Source organism: Pseudomonas sp. KU43P, from assembly GCF_033095865.1.
Classification (GTDB): Bacteria; Pseudomonadota; Gammaproteobacteria; order Pseudomonadales; family Pseudomonadaceae; genus Aquipseudomonas.
Genome location: NZ_AP019365.1, coordinates 4,590,272 through 4,609,057, shown reverse-complemented (window position 1 = coordinate 4,609,057; position 18,786 = coordinate 4,590,272). Strand labels below are relative to the sequence as shown.

Genomic DNA, 18,786 nt, shown 5'->3' with positions numbered 1-18,786 from the left:
CGCGTCGGTCAATCGGCGAGGGGGTTCAGTCAGGATAGGCCAGCCTGAGCGGTGTGCCTTCGCGCGTGGCGAAATTGACCTGGTCGCGGCCATGGCGTTTCGCGCTGTAGAGGGCCTGGTCAGCCCGCTCAAGCCAGTGATCGGCGGACGCTACTTCAGCCTGGTATGCCGCCAGGCCAATACTTAGGCTGATCTTCAGGTGAGGCAACTGCGGGTTACGGTAGCTGGCAACGCGCTCGCGCAGGCGCTCCATGGCTTGGCAGGCCTGGGCCTCGCTGGCGCCCGGCAGGATCACACAGAATTCGTCACCGCCATAGCGCCCGGCCTGGTCGCCTTCGCGCAGGTTGTGCCTGAGCTCCTCGCTCACCTGGCGCAGGACACAGTCGCCGACCACATGGCCAAAGGTGTCGTTGATGGTCTTGAAGTGGTCGATGTCGATCAGGGCAATCACCGCCAGCGGTTGCTGCTGGCAGGCCTGGAAGCGGACCAGCAGCAGGTCTTTCCAGGCACCGTGGTTGAGCAGCCCGGTCAGGCTGTCGGTGAGGCTCAAGGCGCTGAGACGGCGCTTGTGTTCGGCCAATTTGATCGCCAGGCGGTAGCAGACCCACCCCAGGGCCAGCGGGTATAAGGTCAGCATTGGCAGGCAGGCGTAGACCTGCAGTGGCGTAGCGTTCAATTGCAGGCCGGTGCCCAGCAGCGCGCAGGCCAGCAACATGCCCGTCAGTTGGGCCAGTGCGCCGTGTACGACCAGGCGTTTACCCCCGGCGGCCACGTTGTTCATGGTCATCATCGACAACACGGTGACCGTGGGCAGCGGGTTGAACTGCATGGCTACGGTCCAGAAGCCGCCCATCAGCGAGTCCAGCAGCAGGTTGCGCTGCTCGGCCTGGTAAGGCGCCGCCGAGCGTCGAGCCCATTGGTAGGCGACATGCGGCCAGAGAAGGCCGTTGAACAGCAATAATAGCCAGGCCCACATCGGTGGCGACAGCGGCGCGATGGCGGCGGCCACGCTTAGCAAGCCCATACCCAAGCCGACGATGCGCGGCAGGTAGATGCGCTTGACGAAAGAAAGTCCCTTGCCGCTCTGGTTGTCCTTCATGGTTTTCGTTCTTCTTCTGACACACCGTTTATCGCATAAGTCGCGTGAATATTGTTGAACAGTGTTTCATCGTTGAAAAATGACCTTACAAGCCAATTCACGGTTAGTGCGATCACTGTGGAGTAACATGAAGGCTTTCCTCTTGCTCGGAGTGCTGCTGCTCATGATGCCCATGGCTAACCCCGCTGGTGAGTCGGCGCCTCAGCGGGACGGACGTTTTCACAATCAGGCCAGCCTACCCCAGGATGGGGTACTGAAGAAGTTGCGCATCGGCCTCAAGTATCTGTTCCTGCGCAAACCGCCCGAAACGCGGCCGGCGACGGCCATCAGCGTGCAGCCGATGACGCGCCAACAGGTCCTCGACGCGCCGGACCATAGTCTTTGGCGCCTGGGCCACTCCACGGTATTGCTCAAGCTGCGGGGGCGCTACTTCATTACCGACCCGGTGTTCGCCGAACGCGCCTCGCCGGTGCAATGGGCCGGGCCCCTGCGTTTCCATGCGCCGCCGTTGGCATTGGACGACTTGCCGCCGCTGACGGCGGTCATTCTCTCCCATGACCATTTCGATCACCTCGATGAGCAGGCTATCCGCCGCCTGGCATTGCGTGCCGAGCATTTCCTGACGCCACTTGGCGTGGGCGACCTGCTGGTCGAATGGGGGGTGCCGGCGAATAAGGTCACGCAGCTGGACTGGTGGCAGGAGACGCAGGTAGAAGGTGTGCGCTTCATTGCCACACCCGCCCAGCATTTTTCAGGGCGGGGGTTGTTCGACAGCAACCGGACACTGTGGGCGTCGTGGGTGGTGATCGATGAGCAGCTGCGCGTGTTCTTCAGCGGCGACACAGGTTACTTCGACGGTTTTCGCCAGATTGGTGAGCGCTTCGGGCCGTTCGACCTGACCCTGGTCGAAACCGGCGCCTACAACCTGGCCTGGCCCAACGTGCACATGCAGCCGGAGCAGAGCCTGCAAGCGCATCTGGACCTGCGTGGGCGCTGGATGCTGCCGATTCACAATGGCACTTTCGACCTTTCGATCCATGGCTGGCAGGAGCCGTTCGAGCGTATCGTCGCGCTGGCCAGTGCAGCGCAGGTGCGCCTGAGCACGCCCCAGATGGGCGAACGGGTGAGCCTCGATTCACCCCATGAAGGCCAGAACTGGTGGCTGCCACGCCCGGCGCGAGAGCGGGGCAGGGGCGGCGAACGCGCACTGGCGGGGCAGTGAGGGTCATTCCCGGGCCTTGCTCTGGGTGGGTGAAGCGGGTTGTTCATCCTTTAATAGCTGCGAAGGTGGTTTGCCGCTGTCGCTACGTACTTGAGCGTGGCTGATCAACGCGAATATGAAACTGCCACCGATGATGTTGCCAACCAGGGTCGGCAGCGCGAATTGCAGCCAGAACGTGTGCCAGGTCTGCTCGCCGGCCCAGACCAGATAGGACACTTCCACCGAGCCGACGACGATGTGGGTGAAGTCGCCGAGTGCCATCAGGTACGTGATCATCAGGATGATCCAGATCTTGGCCTGTTCCATGGAAGGGATCATCCAGACCATGGTGGCGATCATCCAGCCTGAGACGATGCCTTTGGCGAACATCTGGCTAATGTCGTTCTTCATCACTTTGCGGCCAACTTCGAGGAATGCCACATCAGTCTTGCCGTCGAAGATCGGCAGTTCGAGCATGACCCAGGCGACCAGCAGGGTGCCTGCCAGGTTACCCAGAAGCACCACGCCCCACAGCCTCAGCAACCGCCCGAGATTGGCCAAGGTTGGTGTAGTCATGACTGGTAGCACGGCTGTCAGGGTGTTTTCGGTGAACAGTTGCTGGCGCGCCAGGATCACGGCAAGAAACCCTGCGCTGTAGCCGAGGCTGGCGATAACCTGGGCTGTTTCTCCTTCCGGCAGCCGCGAATAGAAAAGCCCCATGGCCATGAAGGACAGGCCCATGGTCAAGCCTGCGGCCAGAGCCGACCACCACAGCGCGGCCAGCGTGCGTTCCAGCTCCTGATCGCCTTGGGCGCGGATGATCTCGTGCAGCACGGCGGCCCGGGGGGGTTGGTTATGGCTGACCTCTTGTTCCTCATCCGGCGACAGGCCGGGGGTCTTGTCGCTTTGCGCATCGCTCATGGCCGTTACGCTCCAGGGGTATTTCTCTACAGAGCGATGCCATGTGCATTTAGTTGCCTGAGGGCAGCAAATGAAGATTGAAAGTTTTTTCAGATCAAGGTGTTGACTCTGATTTCAAAGCGCGTATTATTCGCCTCCTCGCAGCGTTGAACGCGACGAGGCAAGCGGTAAGTTGTTGAGGTGAAAAGACTTTTGAAAGAAAGTCTCTTCAAAAAACTTCAAAATAAACGCTTGACAGTAAATGAGGAAAGCGTAGAATGCGCGCCTCGGTTGAGGCGAAAAGCTCTTAACCAAACGCTCTTTAACAAATCGAATCAAGCAATTCGTGTGGGTGCTTGTGAGTACGGACTGATAGTCAAAAAGATTATCAGCATCACAAGTGACCATGCGAGAAATCACATAGTCATTTGAGATTGCTGAGCCAAGTTTAGGGTTTCTTAAAAACCCAAGCAGTATTGAACTGAAGAGTTTGATCATGGCTCAGATTGAACGCTGGCGGCAGGCCTAACACATGCAAGTCGAGCGGATGATGGGAGCTTGCTCCTGGATTCAGCGGCGGACGGGTGAGTAATGCCTAGGAATCTGCCTGGTAGTGGGGGACAACGTTTCGAAAGGAACGCTAATACCGCATACGTCCTACGGGAGAAAGCAGGGGACCTTCGGGCCTTGCGCTATCAGATGAGCCTAGGTCGGATTAGCTAGTTGGTGAGGTAATGGCTCACCAAGGCGACGATCCGTAACTGGTCTGAGAGGATGATCAGTCACACTGGAACTGAGACACGGTCCAGACTCCTACGGGAGGCAGCAGTGGGGAATATTGGACAATGGGCGAAAGCCTGATCCAGCCATGCCGCGTGTGTGAAGAAGGTCTTCGGATTGTAAAGCACTTTAAGTTGGGAGGAAGGGCAGTAAGCTAATACCTTGCTGTTTTGACGTTACCGACAGAATAAGCACCGGCTAACTCTGTGCCAGCAGCCGCGGTAATACAGAGGGTGCAAGCGTTAATCGGAATTACTGGGCGTAAAGCGCGCGTAGGTGGTTTGTTAAGTTGGATGTGAAAGCCCCGGGCTCAACCTGGGAACTGCATCCAAAACTGGCAAGCTAGAGTACGGTAGAGGGTGGTGGAATTTCCTGTGTAGCGGTGAAATGCGTAGATATAGGAAGGAACACCAGTGGCGAAGGCGACCACCTGGACTGATACTGACACTGAGGTGCGAAAGCGTGGGGAGCAAACAGGATTAGATACCCTGGTAGTCCACGCCGTAAACGATGTCAACTAGCCGTTGGAATCCTTGAGATTTTAGTGGCGCAGCTAACGCATTAAGTTGACCGCCTGGGGAGTACGGCCGCAAGGTTAAAACTCAAATGAATTGACGGGGGCCCGCACAAGCGGTGGAGCATGTGGTTTAATTCGAAGCAACGCGAAGAACCTTACCAGGCCTTGACATGCAGAGAACTTTCCAGAGATGGATTGGTGCCTTCGGGAACTCTGACACAGGTGCTGCATGGCTGTCGTCAGCTCGTGTCGTGAGATGTTGGGTTAAGTCCCGTAACGAGCGCAACCCTTGTCCTTAGTTACCAGCACGTTATGGTGGGCACTCTAAGGAGACTGCCGGTGACAAACCGGAGGAAGGTGGGGATGACGTCAAGTCATCATGGCCCTTACGGCCTGGGCTACACACGTGCTACAATGGTCGGTACAGAGGGTTGCCAAGCCGCGAGGTGGAGCTAATCTCACAAAACCGATCGTAGTCCGGATCGCAGTCTGCAACTCGACTGCGTGAAGTCGGAATCGCTAGTAATCGCGAATCAGAATGTCGCGGTGAATACGTTCCCGGGCCTTGTACACACCGCCCGTCACACCATGGGAGTGGGTTGCACCAGAAGTAGCTAGTCTAACCTTCGGGAGGACGGTTACCACGGTGTGATTCATGACTGGGGTGAAGTCGTAACAAGGTAGCCGTAGGGGAACCTGCGGCTGGATCACCTCCTTAATCGACGACATCAGCCTGCTGATGAGCTCCCACACGAATTGCTTGATTCATTGTAAAAGACGATGCTGTAACGCGACCCTGTTATAGGTCTGTAGCTCAGTTGGTTAGAGCGCACCCCTGATAAGGGTGAGGTCGGCAGTTCAAATCTGCCCAGACCTACCATTACATGGTTCAGCCGTAATACGGGGCCATAGCTCAGCTGGGAGAGCGCCTGCCTTGCACGCAGGAGGTCAGCGGTTCGATCCCGCTTGGCTCCACCACTTTCGCAGTACCTGATCAGAACTTAGAAATGAACATTCAGTTTGAATGTTGATTTCTGACTTTTGTCAGATCGTTCTTTAAAAATTCGGATATGTGATAGATATAGACTGACACGCACTTTCACTGGTGTGTGATCAGGCTAAGGTAAAATTTGTGAGTTCTGCGCGAAAGCGCAACATGCGAATTTTCGGCGAATGTCGTCTTCACAGTATAACCAGATTGCTTGGGGTTATATGGTCAAGTGAAGAAGCGCATACGGTGGATGCCTTGGCAGTCAGAGGCGATGAAAGACGTGGTAGCCTGCGATAAGCTTTGGGGAGTCGGCAAACAGACTGTGATCCAGAGATCTCTGAATGGGGGAACCCAGCCAGCATAAGCTGGTTATCTTGTACTGAATACATAGGTGCAAGAGGCGAACCAGGGGAACTGAAACATCTAAGTACCCTGAGGAAAAGAAATCAACCGAGATTCCCTTAGTAGTGGCGAGCGAACGGGGACCAGCCCTTAAGTTGGTTTGAGATTAGTGGAACGCTCTGGAAAGTGCGGCCATAGTGGGTGATAGCCCCGTACACGAAAATCTCTTATCAATGAAATCGAGTAGGACGGAGCACGAGAAACTTTGTCTGAATATGGGGGGACCATCCTCCAAGGCTAAATACTACTGACTGACCGATAGTGAACCAGTACCGTGAGGGAAAGGCGAAAAGAACCCCGGAGAGGGGAGTGAAATAGAACCTGAAACCGTATGCGTACAAGCAGTGGGAGCCTACTTTGTTAGGTGACTGCGTACCTTTTGTATAATGGGTCAGCGACTTATATTCAGTGGCGAGCTTAACCGAATAGGGGAGGCGTAGCGAAAGCGAGTCTTAATAGGGCGTTTAGTCGCTGGGTATAGACCCGAAACCGGGCGATCTATCCATGGGCAGGTTGAAGGTTAGGTAACACTGACTGGAGGACCGAACCGACTACCGTTGAAAAGTTAGCGGATGACCTGTGGATCGGAGTGAAAGGCTAATCAAGCTCGGAGATAGCTGGTTCTCCTCGAAAGCTATTTAGGTAGCGCCTCATGTATCACTGTAGGGGGTAGAGCACTGTTTCGGCTAGGGGGTCATCCCGACTTACCAAACCGATGCAAACTCCGAATACCTACAAGTGCCGAGCATGGGAGACACACGGCGGGTGCTAACGTCCGTCGTGAAAAGGGAAACAACCCAGACCGTCAGCTAAGGTCCCAAAGTCATGGTTAAGTGGGAAACGATGTGGGAAGGCTTAGACAGCTAGGAGGTTGGCTTAGAAGCAGCCACCCTTTAAAGAAAGCGTAATAGCTCACTAGTCGAGTCGGCCTGCGCGGAAGATGTAACGGGGCTCAAACCATGCACCGAAGCTACGGGTGTCATCTTTGATGACGCGGTAGAGGAGCGTTCTGTAAGCCTGTGAAGGTGAGTTGAGAAGCTTGCTGGAGGTATCAGAAGTGCGAATGCTGACATGAGTAACGACAATGCGAGTGAAAAACTCGCACGCCGAAAGACCAAGGTTTCCTGCGCAACGTTAATCGACGCAGGGTTAGTCGGTCCCTAAGGCGAGGCTGAAAAGCGTAGTCGATGGAAAACAGGTTAATATTCCTGTACTTCCAGTTATTGCGATGGAGGGACGGAGAAGGCTAGGCCAGCTTGGCGTTGGTTGTCCAAGTTTAAGGTGGTAGGCTGAAATCTTAGGCAAATCCGGGATTTCAAGGCCGAGAGCTGATGACGAGTTGCCATTAGGCGACGAAGTGGTTGATGCCATGCTTCCAAGAAAAGCTCCTAAGCTTCAGATAACTGGGAACCGTACCCCAAACCGACACAGGTGGTTAGGTAGAGAATACCAAGGCGCTTGAGAGAACTCGGGTGAAGGAACTAGGCAAAATGGCACCGTAACTTCGGGAGAAGGTGCGCCGGTGAGGGTGAAGCACTTGCTGCGTAAGCCCACGCCGGTCGAAGATACCAGGCCGCTGCGACTGTTTATTAAAAACACAGCACTCTGCAAACACGAAAGTGGACGTATAGGGTGTGACGCCTGCCCGGTGCCGGAAGGTTAATTGATGGGGTTAGCGCAAGCGAAGCTCTTGATCGAAGCCCCGGTAAACGGCGGCCGTAACTATAACGGTCCTAAGGTAGCGAAATTCCTTGTCGGGTAAGTTCCGACCTGCACGAATGGCGTAACGATGGCGGCGCTGTCTCCACCCGAGACTCAGTGAAATTGAAATCGCTGTGAAGATGCAGTGTATCCGCGGCTAGACGGAAAGACCCCGTGAACCTTTACTATAGCTTTGCACTGGACTTTGAATTTGCTTGTGTAGGATAGGTGGGAGGCTTTGAAGTGGGGACGCCAGTTCTCATGGAGCCATCCTTGAAATACCACCCTGGCAACTTTGAGGTTCTAACTCAGGTCCGTTATCCGGATCGAGGACAGTGTATGGTGGGTAGTTTGACTGGGGCGGTCTCCTCCCAAAGAGTAACGGAGGAGTACGAAGGTGCGCTCAGACCGGTCGGAAATCGGTCGTAGAGTATAAAGGCAAAAGCGCGCTTGACTGCGAGACAAACACGTCGAGCAGGTACGAAAGTAGGTCTTAGTGATCCGGTGGTTCTGTATGGAAGGGCCATCGCTCAACGGATAAAAGGTACTCCGGGGATAACAGGCTGATACCGCCCAAGAGTTCATATCGACGGCGGTGTTTGGCACCTCGATGTCGGCTCATCACATCCTGGGGCTGAAGCCGGTCCCAAGGGTATGGCTGTTCGCCATTTAAAGTGGTACGCGAGCTGGGTTTAGAACGTCGTGAGACAGTTCGGTCCCTATCTGCCGTGGACGTTTGAGATTTGAGAGGGGCTGCTCCTAGTACGAGAGGACCGGAGTGGACGAACCTCTGGTGTTCCGGTTGTCACGCCAGTGGCATTGCCGGGTAGCTATGTTCGGAAGAGATAACCGCTGAAAGCATCTAAGCGGGAAACTTGCCTCAAGATGAGATCTCACTGGGATCTTGAATCCCCTAAAGGGCCGTCGAAGACTACGACGTTGATAGGTTGGGTGTGTAAGCGCTGTGAGGCGTTGAGCTAACCAATACTAATTGCCCGTGAGGCTTGACCATATAACACCCAAGCAATTTGCTGACGCAGATTGCGGTGGTGAAGACGAAACGAACCGAAAGTTCGCAAGAAACATCACAAATATCGCATATCCGAATTCGCTGGGCTGTCCATCTGGACATTCTGGCAACAGAATTTCTTGACGACCATAGAGCATTGGAACCACCTGATCCCATCCCGAACTCAGCAGTGAAACGATGCATCGCCGATGGTAGTGTGGGGTTTCCCCATGTGAGAGTAGGTCATCGTCAAGATTCATTTCGCAAAACCCCTATCTGCGCGAGCAGGTAGGGGTTTTGTCTTTCCAGCCTTTATATTCCCAGGCAAAGCTGTTTTGCCCCTCTGGCACCTGCGCAAATGTCCTAAACGGTGCGACAATTAATCCCGTTCGTAAACGTGACTTTTCCCTGCCTGGCCTGCGTCAAGGCTTAGGTTCGGGGCATCCTCGCGCCCGGACATAGCGATGCCAGCGTACCGTGCTGCGCATTTCTGGACCTCCACCGTCCTATACAACTGAGGTAAGAAGCAAGATGGCCAAGGCCGCCGATGTCGTTGTGCAATGCCTGGAAAACGAAGGTGTCGAGTATGTATTCGGCATTCCTGGCGAGGAAAACCTCGACCTGCTGGAATCCCTGCGCAAATCGAAGATCAAGCTGGTACTGACTCGCCACGAGCAGTCCGCAGGCTTCATGGCCGCCACCTACGGCCGCCTCACCGGCAAGACCGGCGTCAGCCTGTCGACCCTCGGCCCTGGTGCGACCAACCTGGTTACCGCCAGTGCCTACGCCTATCTCGGCGGCATGCCGATGATGATGATCACCGGCCAGAAGCCGATCAAGAAGTCCAAGCAAGGCCGCTTCCAGATCATCGACGTGTGCGGCATGATGGACCCCATCACCAAGTACACCCACCAGTTCGCTTCGGCCGACAACATTCCGTCGCGCATGCGTGAAGCCTTCCGCCTGGCCGAAGAAGAGAAGCCGGGTGCTGTCCATCTGGAACTGCCGGAAGACATCGCCGCCGAGCAGACCGACGCCATGCCGATCCCGCCAAGCCTGCACCGCCGCCCGCTGGCTGAGCACGTGGCTATCGACGCCGCCATCGAGAAACTGCGCAACGCCCGCAGCCCGATCCTGGTGATCGGCGCCGGCGCCAACCGCAAGATGACCGCCAAGGTTCTCAAGCAGCTGATCGACCAGACCGGTATCCCGTTCGTCACCACCCAGCTTGGCAAAGGCGTGGTTGATGAGCGCAGCCCGCGCTTCCTCGGCAACGCGGCGCTGTCCTCCGGTGACTTCGTGCACCGCGCCGTCGAAGCGGCCGACCTGATCGTCAACATCGGCCACGACGTGATCGAGAAGCCGCCGTTCTTCATGGTCCGTGGCGGCACCGAAGTCATCCACATCAACTTCCGCTCTGCCGAAGTCGATGCCGTGTACTTCCCGCAGATCGAAGTGATCGGCGACATCGCCAACGCTGTCTGGCAGATCGGCGAAGGCCTGGGCGATACCTCGCACTGGGACTTCACCCGCCTGATGGCTATCCGCGAAGCCAACGAAGCGCAAATCGCAGAGGGCAAGGACGACGACCGCTTCCCGGTCTACCCACAGCGCCTGGTCGCCGACGTGCGCCGCGCCCTGCCGTCCGAAGGCATCGTCGCTCTCGACAACGGCATCTACAAGATCTGGTTTGCCCGCAACTACAAGGCGCACAAGCCCAACACCGTGCTGCTGGACAACGCCCTGGCGACCATGGGCGCCGGCCTGCCATCGGCCATGGCCGCGCACCTGGTGTATCCGGACCGCCCGGTGATCTCGGTGTGTGGTGATGGCGGCTTCATGATGAACAGCCAGGAGCTGGAAACTGCGGTACGTCTGGGCATGCACATTACCGTGGTGATACTGCGTGACGACGGCTACGGCATGATCCGCTGGAAGCAGGCCAACATGGGCTTCACCGATTACGGCCTGGACTACGGCAACCCGGACTTCGTCAAATACGCCGAAGCCTACGGTGCCAATGGCCACCGCGTGGAAAGCGCCGAAGGCTTGCTGCCGCTGCTCGAGCACTGCATCAAGACCCCAGGCGTGCACGTGATCGACTGCCCGGTGGACTACAGCGAGAACGACCGCATCCTCAACAGCGAACTGCGTGAGCGCGCGCTGGCGGTGTAATAGCTGAAGGTCCTAATCGCCGGCAAGCCGGCTCCTACAAGCACTCCACTGTAATCAGAAGCAGTGACGTACCAGTGGGAGCCGGCTTGCCGGCGATTGCTTTTGTGCGCGAGTCAAATTCCGCCCCCCGACCTCCCATGTGCTACGGTGCACGCAAAACGCCACCCCAGGACGCCCACACATGCTCCCCGCACTCAGCGAAAAAGAACTCGACCGTCTCGAAGACCTGCTGATTACTTACGGCAACGATTATTCGGTGCTCAACCTGGCCGAACTCAATGGTTTCTTCACTGCCCTGGCCAGTTCCCCGACCCACGTCATCCCCGAGCAATGGCTGCCAGCAGTGGCAGGCGGCAAGGTACCGAAATTCAAGAAACCCGCCCATGAAGAGGCCTACACGGCACTGATGCTGCGCTACGCCCACCAGGTAGCAGAGCAGTTGGCCGATGACCTCGAAGGCTTCGAGCCGGTCTTCGAAGAGAGCGAAGCCGAGGAAGGCCCCGCGATCATCATGGAAGAATGGTGCTTCGGTTACATGCGCGGCACCCAAGTCGCAGCCTGGGGTGAGCTGCCAGCCGACCAGGACGCGCTGCTCAAGGCCATCTCGCTGCATGGTCTGGAAGACAATTTCGAAGTGCTTGATGCCATGAGCTTCAGCGAGCTGCAAGCCTGTGTTCCGCAAGTGGTCGCGGCGGCGAAAGGCTTGTACCGGTATCAGCGCCAGCAGCGTCATTGAGCTGACCCGCCAGTGCCGTCGCCATTGCCCATGATTATTTCGCCAAGCGAAATTATGGTTTCCCCACGGCACTGATTCTGTTGCTCGCCGAATCGGCGCAGCATGTGCTCCAGCCGCACCACGCCGGTGCCGACCCTGGAGCACAGTCCATGATCAAACTCTACAACTTCCCCAAGTCTGGCCACGCCCATCGCATCGAACTGATGCTCTCTCTGCTCAACCTGCCTGCCGAGCTGGTCTTCGTCGACCTGGCCAAAGGCGCGCACAAGCAGCCGGAATTCCTCGCGCTCAATCCATTCGGCCAGGTGCCGGTGATCGATGACAACGGCACCGTCATCGCTGATTCAAACGCCATTCTGGTCTACCTCGCCAGCACCTATGACAAGCAAGGCCGCTGGCTGCCCCATGACCCAGTCAGCGCCGCCCGCGTGCAACGCTGGCTGTCGGTCGCCGCCGGGCCAGTCGCCTTCGGGCCTGCCGCTGCACGGCTGGTCACGGTCTTCGGTGCCTCGTTCAACACCGACGAAGTGATTGGCCGCGCCCATACCCTGCTCAAAATCATGGATGCCGAATTGGCCAAGTCACCGTTCCTGGTCGGCAACCAAGCCACCATCGCCGATGTCGCCAACTACTCGTACATCGCCCATGCCCCGGAGGGCAACGTATCGCTGGAGCCATACCCGCATGTACGTGCCTGGCTGGAGCGTGTCGAAGCGCTGCCTGGTTTCGTTGCCATGCCGCGTACGGTCGTGGGCCTGCAAACCACCGCATGAGCTGCAAATAAAGCGAGGAATGCCACCATGTCGCAACGTCCCGAGCAACACAACTCACCTTGGCACGCCGGTGAGAAACGCCTGCAGGAGCAGGTCGGTGTGGCGCAGCGCATGGAGGCGTTTGGGCAGAAGGTCATTCGTGACCACATGCCCGACCAGCACCGCCAGTTCTACCACCAACTGCCGTTCATCATTACCGGTGCCGTGGATGCAGGCGGCCAACCGTGGGCGACGTTGCTCGAAGGCCCGGAAGGCTTCGTCAGCTCACCGGACCCTCGGCATTTGCTGATAGAAACGCCCGGTGCCAACGACGACCCGGCAACACCAGGCCTGGCGGCAGGCGAGGCCATCGGCTTGCTCGGTATCGAACTGCACACCCGCCGGCGCAACCGTATGAATGGCCTGATTGACCGGGCCTCCAACGGCCAGTTGGCGGTCGCGGTGGAGCAGTCTTTCGGCAACTGCCCGCAGTACATCCAGTTGCGGACCTACCGCCGCGTCGACGAGCCGGCGCAGGGGCGGCTTGATTCAACCGTACTGGATGCCGAGGCGGTGGCGATGATCGAGAACGCCGACACCTTCTTTGTCGCCAGTTACATCGATCATCCCGACGGCCACCGCTCGGTGGACGTTTCCCATCGCGGTGGGCGCCCAGGGTTCGTCAAAGTCGAAGGCAATCGCCTGACCATTCCCGACTACGCCGGCAACCTGCATTTCAATACCCTGGGTAACCTGCTGGAGAACCCCCGGGCGGGGCTGTTGTTCGTCGACTTCAGCAACGGCAACGTGCTGCAGCTGACCGGCCGCACCGAGGTGATCCTCGACAGCCCATCGATCAAGGCCTTCGAGGGTGCCGAGCGGCTGTGGACGCTGACCGTCGAACACGTGGTGCTGCGCCGCGCTGCCGTTTCGCTGCGCTGGGCCTTCCAGGAATACTCGCCGACCAGCGTGATGACCGGTACTTGGGCCGAAGCCGAGCATCGCCTGCAGCAGCAACTGCGGCAACACCAGTGGCTGACGTGGCGGGTACAGCGGGTGGAGCAGGAAAGCCGCGATATCCGTTCGTTCTACCTTGCTGCCGATGGGCCGGTGGCCTTCGCTCCAGGGCAGCATATTCCAGTGCGTATTCCCCTGGCGGGTGATACTCCGCTGATCCGAACCTACAGTTTGTCCAGCGCGCCGTCTGACGGTTACCTGCGCATCAGCGTCAAGGCCCAGGGCCCGGCATCGCGTTACCTGCATGAGCAGGTTGCCGTCGGCGACCCGTTGCAGGTGCGCCTCCCCATGGGCAGTTTCACCCTGAAGGGTGACAGCGATCGGCCCCTGGTGCTGATTGCCGCGGGAGTAGGCATTACCCCGCTGATGGCCATGCTGCGTGAACAATTGGCCATGCACAGCGCAAGGCGTGTCCATCTGTTCCAAGGCGCCCGTAGCCTTGCCGAGCTGCCATTCCAGCACGAGCTTGCCGAATTGCGGCAGCAGGCCGGTGTCTTGCTGAGCGTGCATCGCTCACTGAGCCAGCCGGAAGCCGAAGCGGTGCTTCAGCGTGACTACGAACACAGCGGACGCCTTGGTATCGAGCAGGTCAAGGCAGCGCTGCCGCTGGGCGATTACGATTTCTACCTGTGTGGCCCGGCCAGCTTCACCCAGGACCTGTACGAAGGCTTGCGCGCCGTACACGTTCCGGATGCCCGCATCCATGCCGAAGCGTTCGGCCCGTCGACCCTCAAGCGCCATGGCGACAACAACCAGCCCGTGATGCAACAGCCGCCCGCAGCCAGCGAACCAGTGCCGGTGTACTTCGCCAGTTCGGCCAAGGAGGCGCGATGGGCGCCAGCGAGTGGCACTTTGCTGGAGCTGGCCGAAGCGCGTGGTTTGTCACCGGATTTCAGTTGCCGGGGTGGGTCATGCGGCACCTGCAAGACCAGGCTGGTGAGCGGGCAGGTGCATTATCCGATCCCGCCTGCCGAGTTGCCGGAAAGCGGCACGGTACTGATCTGCTGCGCCGTGCCTGCCGAGATGGAGGAGGGGGTGCAAGCGCTGGTGCTGGAGCTCTGATGCTGTCTGTACCGGCCCTATCGCCGGCAAGCCGGCTCCCACAAAAAGCGAGGTCGATGCGGTCGTTGTGGGAGCCGGCTTGCCGGCGATAGGGCCGGTAAAGACAGCACAAACCTCGCAGATCGCCGATAATCCCCGTCACCCAAGATGCCCAGGAGCCGGCATGGACCAGATCCACCTGATGAAGGTATTCGTCGCCGTCGGCGAGCTTGAAAGCTTCGCCGCCGCCGCCCGCCGCCTGGACATCTCGCCCGCCGCTGTCACCCGTGCCGTCAGCGCCCTCGAAGAGCAGCTCGGGGTCAAACTGCTGCTGCGCACTACCCGCAGCGTACGCGTGACCGAGGCTGGCAGCCGCTACCTGGAAGATACCCGGCACATCCTCGCCAGCATCAACGAGGCCAACGAAGCCGCCGCCGGCATCAACGCCACACCCAAGGGCGAGCTGGCAGTCACCGCGCCGATCCTGTTCGGCAAGAAGTTCGTCATGCCCTGCATCGTGCGTTATCTGCAGCAGTTTCCCGAGGTGGACGTGTCGGCCTACTTCCTCGACCGTATCGTCAACATGGTGGAGGAGGGCATGGACGTGGCCGTGCGCATCGGCCCGCTGCCCGATTCAGGCCTCAAGGCCCTGCGCGTGGGCAGGGTACGGCGCATGCTTTGCGCTTCACCCGATTACCTGGCGCGGTATGGCATACCGCAGCATCCTTCGGACTTGCCGGAGCATGCAGTGATCGCCACCACCAACCTGTCGCCACGCGCTGGCTGGCGCTTCGGCGTGACCGACGAACCCACCCTGGTGCGCATGAAACCGAGGCTAACCGTGACCAGCAATGACGGCGCGATCGCAGCGGCGGTGGGCGGGTTGGGGATTGCCCGGCTGTTGTCCTATCAAGTGGTCGACGAGATCGCCAGCGGGCAGCTGCAGGTGATCCTTGCCGAATATGAAGAAGCGCCGTGGCCTATTCATGTGCTGCATCGTGAGAGCAAGTACGGCTCTGCCAAGGTGCGATCGTTTGTCGATCTGCTGGTCGCCACCCTTCGGGCTCAAGGATTGGATTGATGTCGTACTACAACAAGGTTGGCTGAACCTAGTGTTTTTTGTCGGTTAGCCAGCGTTACTGAGCAAAAACAATTTTGTTGTACGACGACCTATGACATGGCACTCTTTCGCCTGAAATAATTTGTCTCAATTCGCCCTGCCGGCGTCGAGGCAATCACCCGCACCTCTAAAAACAATATTCAGGTGAACCATGAAGATGAAAGGCATCCGTTGGTGGATGGTCAGCCTTGTCACGGCTGGGCTGGTCGTCAACTACCTCGCCCGCAACACCCTTTCGGTGGCTGCCCCCACCTTGATGACCGACCTGTCCATCAGTACCGAGCAATACGCGAAGATCGTCGCAGCCTGGCAGGTGTGCTACGCCCTCATGCAGCCGATCGCTGGCTGGTTCATCGACTTCATCGGCACCAAGCTGGGTTTTGCCGTTTTCGCCATGGCCTGGTCGGTGGCTTGCGCGGGTGCGGCTTTGGCTACCGGCTGGCAGAGCATGGCGTTCATGCGCGGTCTGCTGGGCATGACCGAGGCGGCCGGTTTGCCGGCAGGGGTCAAGGCCACCACCGAGTGGTTCCCGGCCAAGGAGCGCTCGGTGGCCATTGGCTGGTTCAACATCGGCTCTTCGCTGGGTGCCTTGCTGGCGCCGCCGCTGGTGGTCTGGGCAATCCTGCACAGCGGCTGGCAACTGGCCTTTGTGATTGTCGGGGTTTCCGGCATCGTCTGGACGCTGCTCTGGATGCTGTTCTACAAGCACCCGCGTGACCAGAAACACCTGAGTGGCGAAGAGCGCGACTACATCCTTGGCGGCCAGGAAGCGCACTTCAAGCAAGAGAAACGCGAGAAAGGTGCCTGGAAGCGCATCTTCAAGACCCGCAACTTCTACGCCATCGCTTCGGCACGCATCTTGTCAGAGCCTGCCTGGCAGACCTTCAACGCCTGGATCCCGCTGTACCTGATGACCGAGCGGCACATGAACATCAAGGAAGTGGCGATGTTCGCCTGGCTGCCGTTTCTCGCGGCCGACATTGGTTGCGTGCTCGGCGGTTACTTGAGCCCGCTGTTCCACCGTTACTTCAAGGTGTCGTTGTTCACCTCGCGCAAGATGGTGCTGGTGTTCGGCGCCAGTTGCATGATCGGCCCGGCCTGCATCGGCCTTGTGGAAAGCCCGTATACCGCGATCCTGTTGCTGTGCATCGGCGGCTTCGCGCACCAGACACTGTCGGGCGCGCTGTACTCGATTACCTCGGATTCGTTCAGCAAGGATCAGGTGGCGACAGCCACCGGCATGGGTGGCATGTGTGGGTACCTGGGCGCGGCGGTGTTCACCCTGGTGTTCGGGATCCTGGTGACGCAGGTCGGTTACAGCCCGCTGTTCGTCGTGCTGGCGGCGTTCGATATCGTTGCGGCAGTGCTGGTGTGGAAGGTGGCGCGAGCGGTGTGCGGGGCGCCGCAGCAGCGCCAGGCCGAGGCCACCGGTGGCGTGCTGGTTTGACCCATGGGACGGTGGGGCCGCGTAGCGGCCCCCTACCGGCAAGCCCTTACAGCGCGTGATACGCCATGCTGAAACCCAGGCTCATCTCCTGACCCTGCTGCAGCAAACGCAAACCCGGCCGCCCAGGCAGATGATGGGCATTGATCGGGTGGCTCACAGGCTCGAAACAGAAGAACGGCTTGCCCTCAGGGCAGAACAACAGGAAATGGTCAGTGCCGCTGGCGCTGCATTTCAGTTGATAACCCGCACTGGGCTGCTCGATCACACAGTCTCCAGGCCACCCGCCGAACGCATGGTCGACCACGTGCGCCGGCAAAGGGCCTGGCGCCTCGAAGCACCAGTCTTGGGGAACGTCTGCCGAGTACGATGGCAACTGTCCCTCTTCGGCCAGCCACACTTGCCGAGCCGCCGCTCGCAGCAGCGTGTCGGGATAACGCGGGAAGTAAGGATGAAAGCCCAGCCCGTACCAGGTAGCGGCTTCATCCATGTGCGTCACATGCAGATCCAGTTGCAGGCACCCTTCGTGCAAGTGCACATCCAGTACTGCCCGATAGGCAAACGGCACCGTACTGTGCAGCGTCAGCCGCGCACGTCGCTCGCTGTGGTCGTCTACCTTCCATGCCTGCTGCCAGGCGGTGCCATGAATAGGGTAGGGGTCGTGTGCGGTGTTCGGCGCCAAGGGCAGCCACCCTTCGGGCCGGGCGAAACCTCCCTCGGCAACGCGGTTGGACCAGGGCGCCAAGGGGTAGCACCCCAACTGCCGCGGTGTACCACTGGCCAAGGCAGCCTGATCGGCATGGCGCAGCAGCGGTTGACCGGTCGCTTTCACAACCCAGTTGATCAGGCTGGCGCCCAGTTCAGGCGCGATGCTCAGGTGGGTCAGGCGGTCTTGCAGATGCAGTTCGGTGACAGCCATCAACGGCTCCTCGGAGAATGGAATCAGCTCGCCCTGCGGTAGGTGAGCAACACGATGCCGCATACCACCACGGCGCCACCGACCAGTTGCCAGGTCGACAGGCGCTGGTCCAGTAACGCCCAGCCCAGCAGCAAGGTGGCGATCGGTTCGACGTTCATCACCGGTGCATTCTGTGCCATGTTCAGTCGCGGCACACAGACGAACAGCAATGTGAACGCCACGCCGTACAGCACCACCAGGCTGGCCAAGGCTATCCAGCCAATGCTGCTGGCAGGCAGCGCCAGGCCGGCGGGCATCACCCCGCTGGCCCCAGCCACCAGCATGCTGGCGAACACGATCAGCAAGGTCAGCAAGCTGCGCACCGGGCCGCGCACGGCGGCCAGTTTATGGTCGGTGATCCACAGCGCGCAGGCGAACACGCAGGCGGCGCAGAACGCCAGGCTCACGCCCAGCAGCCAGTGCGGGTTGGCCTCGCCGGCCAGGTGTGCCGGCACGTCCAGCGCCAGTACCAGGCCGCACAGGATCAGGCCCATGAACAGCACGGTACGGCCATTCGGGCGGGGGCCACCGAGCACCCAGGTCAGTAGGGCCAACAGCATCGGGAAGGTGTTGCCCACCAGCAGCGCCAGCGCTACCGGGATGCGCGCCACCGCCGAATAGAGGCACAGGCTCTGGGTGGCGATCAGCAGCCCGAGCAGCAACTGCCAGCGCCGCGTGCCGGCCGGCAGGCTCAGCGGCTGACGCTGCCACAGCACCAGGCTGGCCAGCACCAAAAAGGTGATGCCGGAGCGGCAGAGGATGGCCAGCAGCACGCCGGTGTCGTCATCGAAGGCAATGCGCGCGGCAATGTGGTTGCCGGCGAACGAGCACGCCAGCAGCGCCAGCAGCGCGACTGCCAGCCTGCGCGGAAAGAGAGAATCAGAAGCAGCGACAGCCATGTGCAGCGTCCATTTTGCAAGGAAGGGCGGGCCTCCGGGGCCCG

The 18,786-nt window shown here is 59.3% G+C and carries 11 protein-coding genes, 2 tRNA genes and 3 rRNA genes; 12 read left to right on the top strand and 4 right to left on the bottom strand.

All coding sequences use genetic code 11. From position 1 onward, the window contains the following. Positions 1-25: 25 nt before the first annotated feature. Complete coding sequence (locus KU43P_RS21090) at positions 26-1,099, bottom strand: diguanylate cyclase (RefSeq protein ID WP_317659352.1); 1,074 nt, start codon at positions 1,097-1,099, stop codon at positions 26-28. Positions 1,100-1,226: 127 nt separating this feature from the next. Between KU43P_RS21090 and KU43P_RS21085 the strand changes: the two genes are divergently transcribed. After that, on the top strand, positions 1,227-2,321 hold the full coding sequence (locus KU43P_RS21085; RefSeq protein ID WP_317659351.1) for an MBL fold metallo-hydrolase: 1,095 nt from the start codon (positions 1,227-1,229) through the stop codon (positions 2,319-2,321). 3 nt (positions 2,322-2,324) lie between these two features. Here KU43P_RS21085 and KU43P_RS21080 read toward each other — a convergent pair whose 3' ends face one another. Beyond that, positions 2,325-3,221, bottom strand: coding sequence for a formate/nitrite transporter family protein (locus KU43P_RS21080; protein ID WP_317659350.1), 897 nt, complete (start codon positions 3,219-3,221; stop codon positions 2,325-2,327). 457 nt (positions 3,222-3,678) lie between these two features. On the opposite strand from KU43P_RS21080, the gene KU43P_RS21075 reads away from it, so the two are divergent. From KU43P_RS21075 to KU43P_RS21025, 11 genes are all read left to right on the top strand, one after another. Continuing rightward, positions 3,679-5,215 (top strand): 16S ribosomal RNA (locus tag KU43P_RS21075). Between the two features lie 85 nt (positions 5,216-5,300). Then, a tRNA-Ile gene (locus tag KU43P_RS21070) sits at positions 5,301-5,377 on the top strand. 22 nt (positions 5,378-5,399) lie between these two features. Then, positions 5,400-5,475: transfer RNA gene (locus KU43P_RS21065), tRNA-Ala, on the top strand. A 236-nt stretch (positions 5,476-5,711) separates the two neighbouring features. After that, positions 5,712-8,603 (top strand): 23S ribosomal RNA (locus KU43P_RS21060). Between the two features lie 136 nt (positions 8,604-8,739). Further along, positions 8,740-8,855: ribosomal RNA gene (gene rrf, locus KU43P_RS21055) — 5S ribosomal RNA — on the top strand. Together the 16S, 23S and 5S rRNA genes with 2 tRNA genes alongside form the textbook arrangement of a ribosomal RNA operon. A 276-nt stretch (positions 8,856-9,131) precedes the next feature. After that, positions 9,132-10,775 (top strand): acetolactate synthase large subunit, encoded by a 1,644-nt coding sequence (locus KU43P_RS21050; RefSeq protein ID WP_317659349.1) that lies wholly within the window; start codon positions 9,132-9,134, stop codon positions 10,773-10,775. A gap of 181 nt (positions 10,776-10,956) precedes the next feature. After that, on the top strand, positions 10,957-11,511 hold the full coding sequence (locus KU43P_RS21045) for a UPF0149 family protein (protein ID WP_317659348.1): 555 nt from the start codon (positions 10,957-10,959) through the stop codon (positions 11,509-11,511). Positions 11,512-11,660: 149 nt separating this feature from the next. Then, positions 11,661-12,284, top strand: a complete 624-nt coding sequence (locus tag KU43P_RS21040; RefSeq protein WP_317659346.1) for a glutathione S-transferase family protein — start codon at positions 11,661-11,663, stop codon at positions 12,282-12,284. Positions 12,285-12,311: 27 nt separating this feature from the next. Beyond that, positions 12,312-14,342, top strand: coding sequence for a pyridoxamine 5'-phosphate oxidase family protein (locus tag KU43P_RS21035; RefSeq protein WP_317659345.1), 2,031 nt, complete (start codon positions 12,312-12,314; stop codon positions 14,340-14,342). Between the two features lie 163 nt (positions 14,343-14,505). Beyond that, on the top strand, positions 14,506-15,402 hold the full coding sequence (locus KU43P_RS21030) for a LysR family transcriptional regulator (protein WP_317659344.1): 897 nt from the start codon (positions 14,506-14,508) through the stop codon (positions 15,400-15,402). Positions 15,403-15,592: 190 nt separating this feature from the next. Continuing rightward, a complete protein-coding gene (locus tag KU43P_RS21025) occupies positions 15,593-16,888 on the top strand; it encodes an MFS transporter (RefSeq protein ID WP_317659343.1) in 1,296 nt (431 codons plus the stop codon). A 46-nt stretch (positions 16,889-16,934) separates the two neighbouring features. Here KU43P_RS21025 and KU43P_RS21020 read toward each other — a convergent pair whose 3' ends face one another. Together KU43P_RS21020 and KU43P_RS21015 are read right to left on the bottom strand one after the other, a co-directional pair. Next, complete coding sequence (locus tag KU43P_RS21020) at positions 16,935-17,804, bottom strand: aldose 1-epimerase (RefSeq protein WP_317659342.1); 870 nt, start codon at positions 17,802-17,804, stop codon at positions 16,935-16,937. A 23-nt stretch (positions 17,805-17,827) separates the two neighbouring features. Continuing rightward, on the bottom strand, positions 17,828-18,742 hold the full coding sequence (locus tag KU43P_RS21015; RefSeq protein WP_317659341.1) for an EamA family transporter: 915 nt from the start codon (positions 18,740-18,742) through the stop codon (positions 17,828-17,830). Positions 18,743-18,786 lie beyond the last annotated feature (44 nt).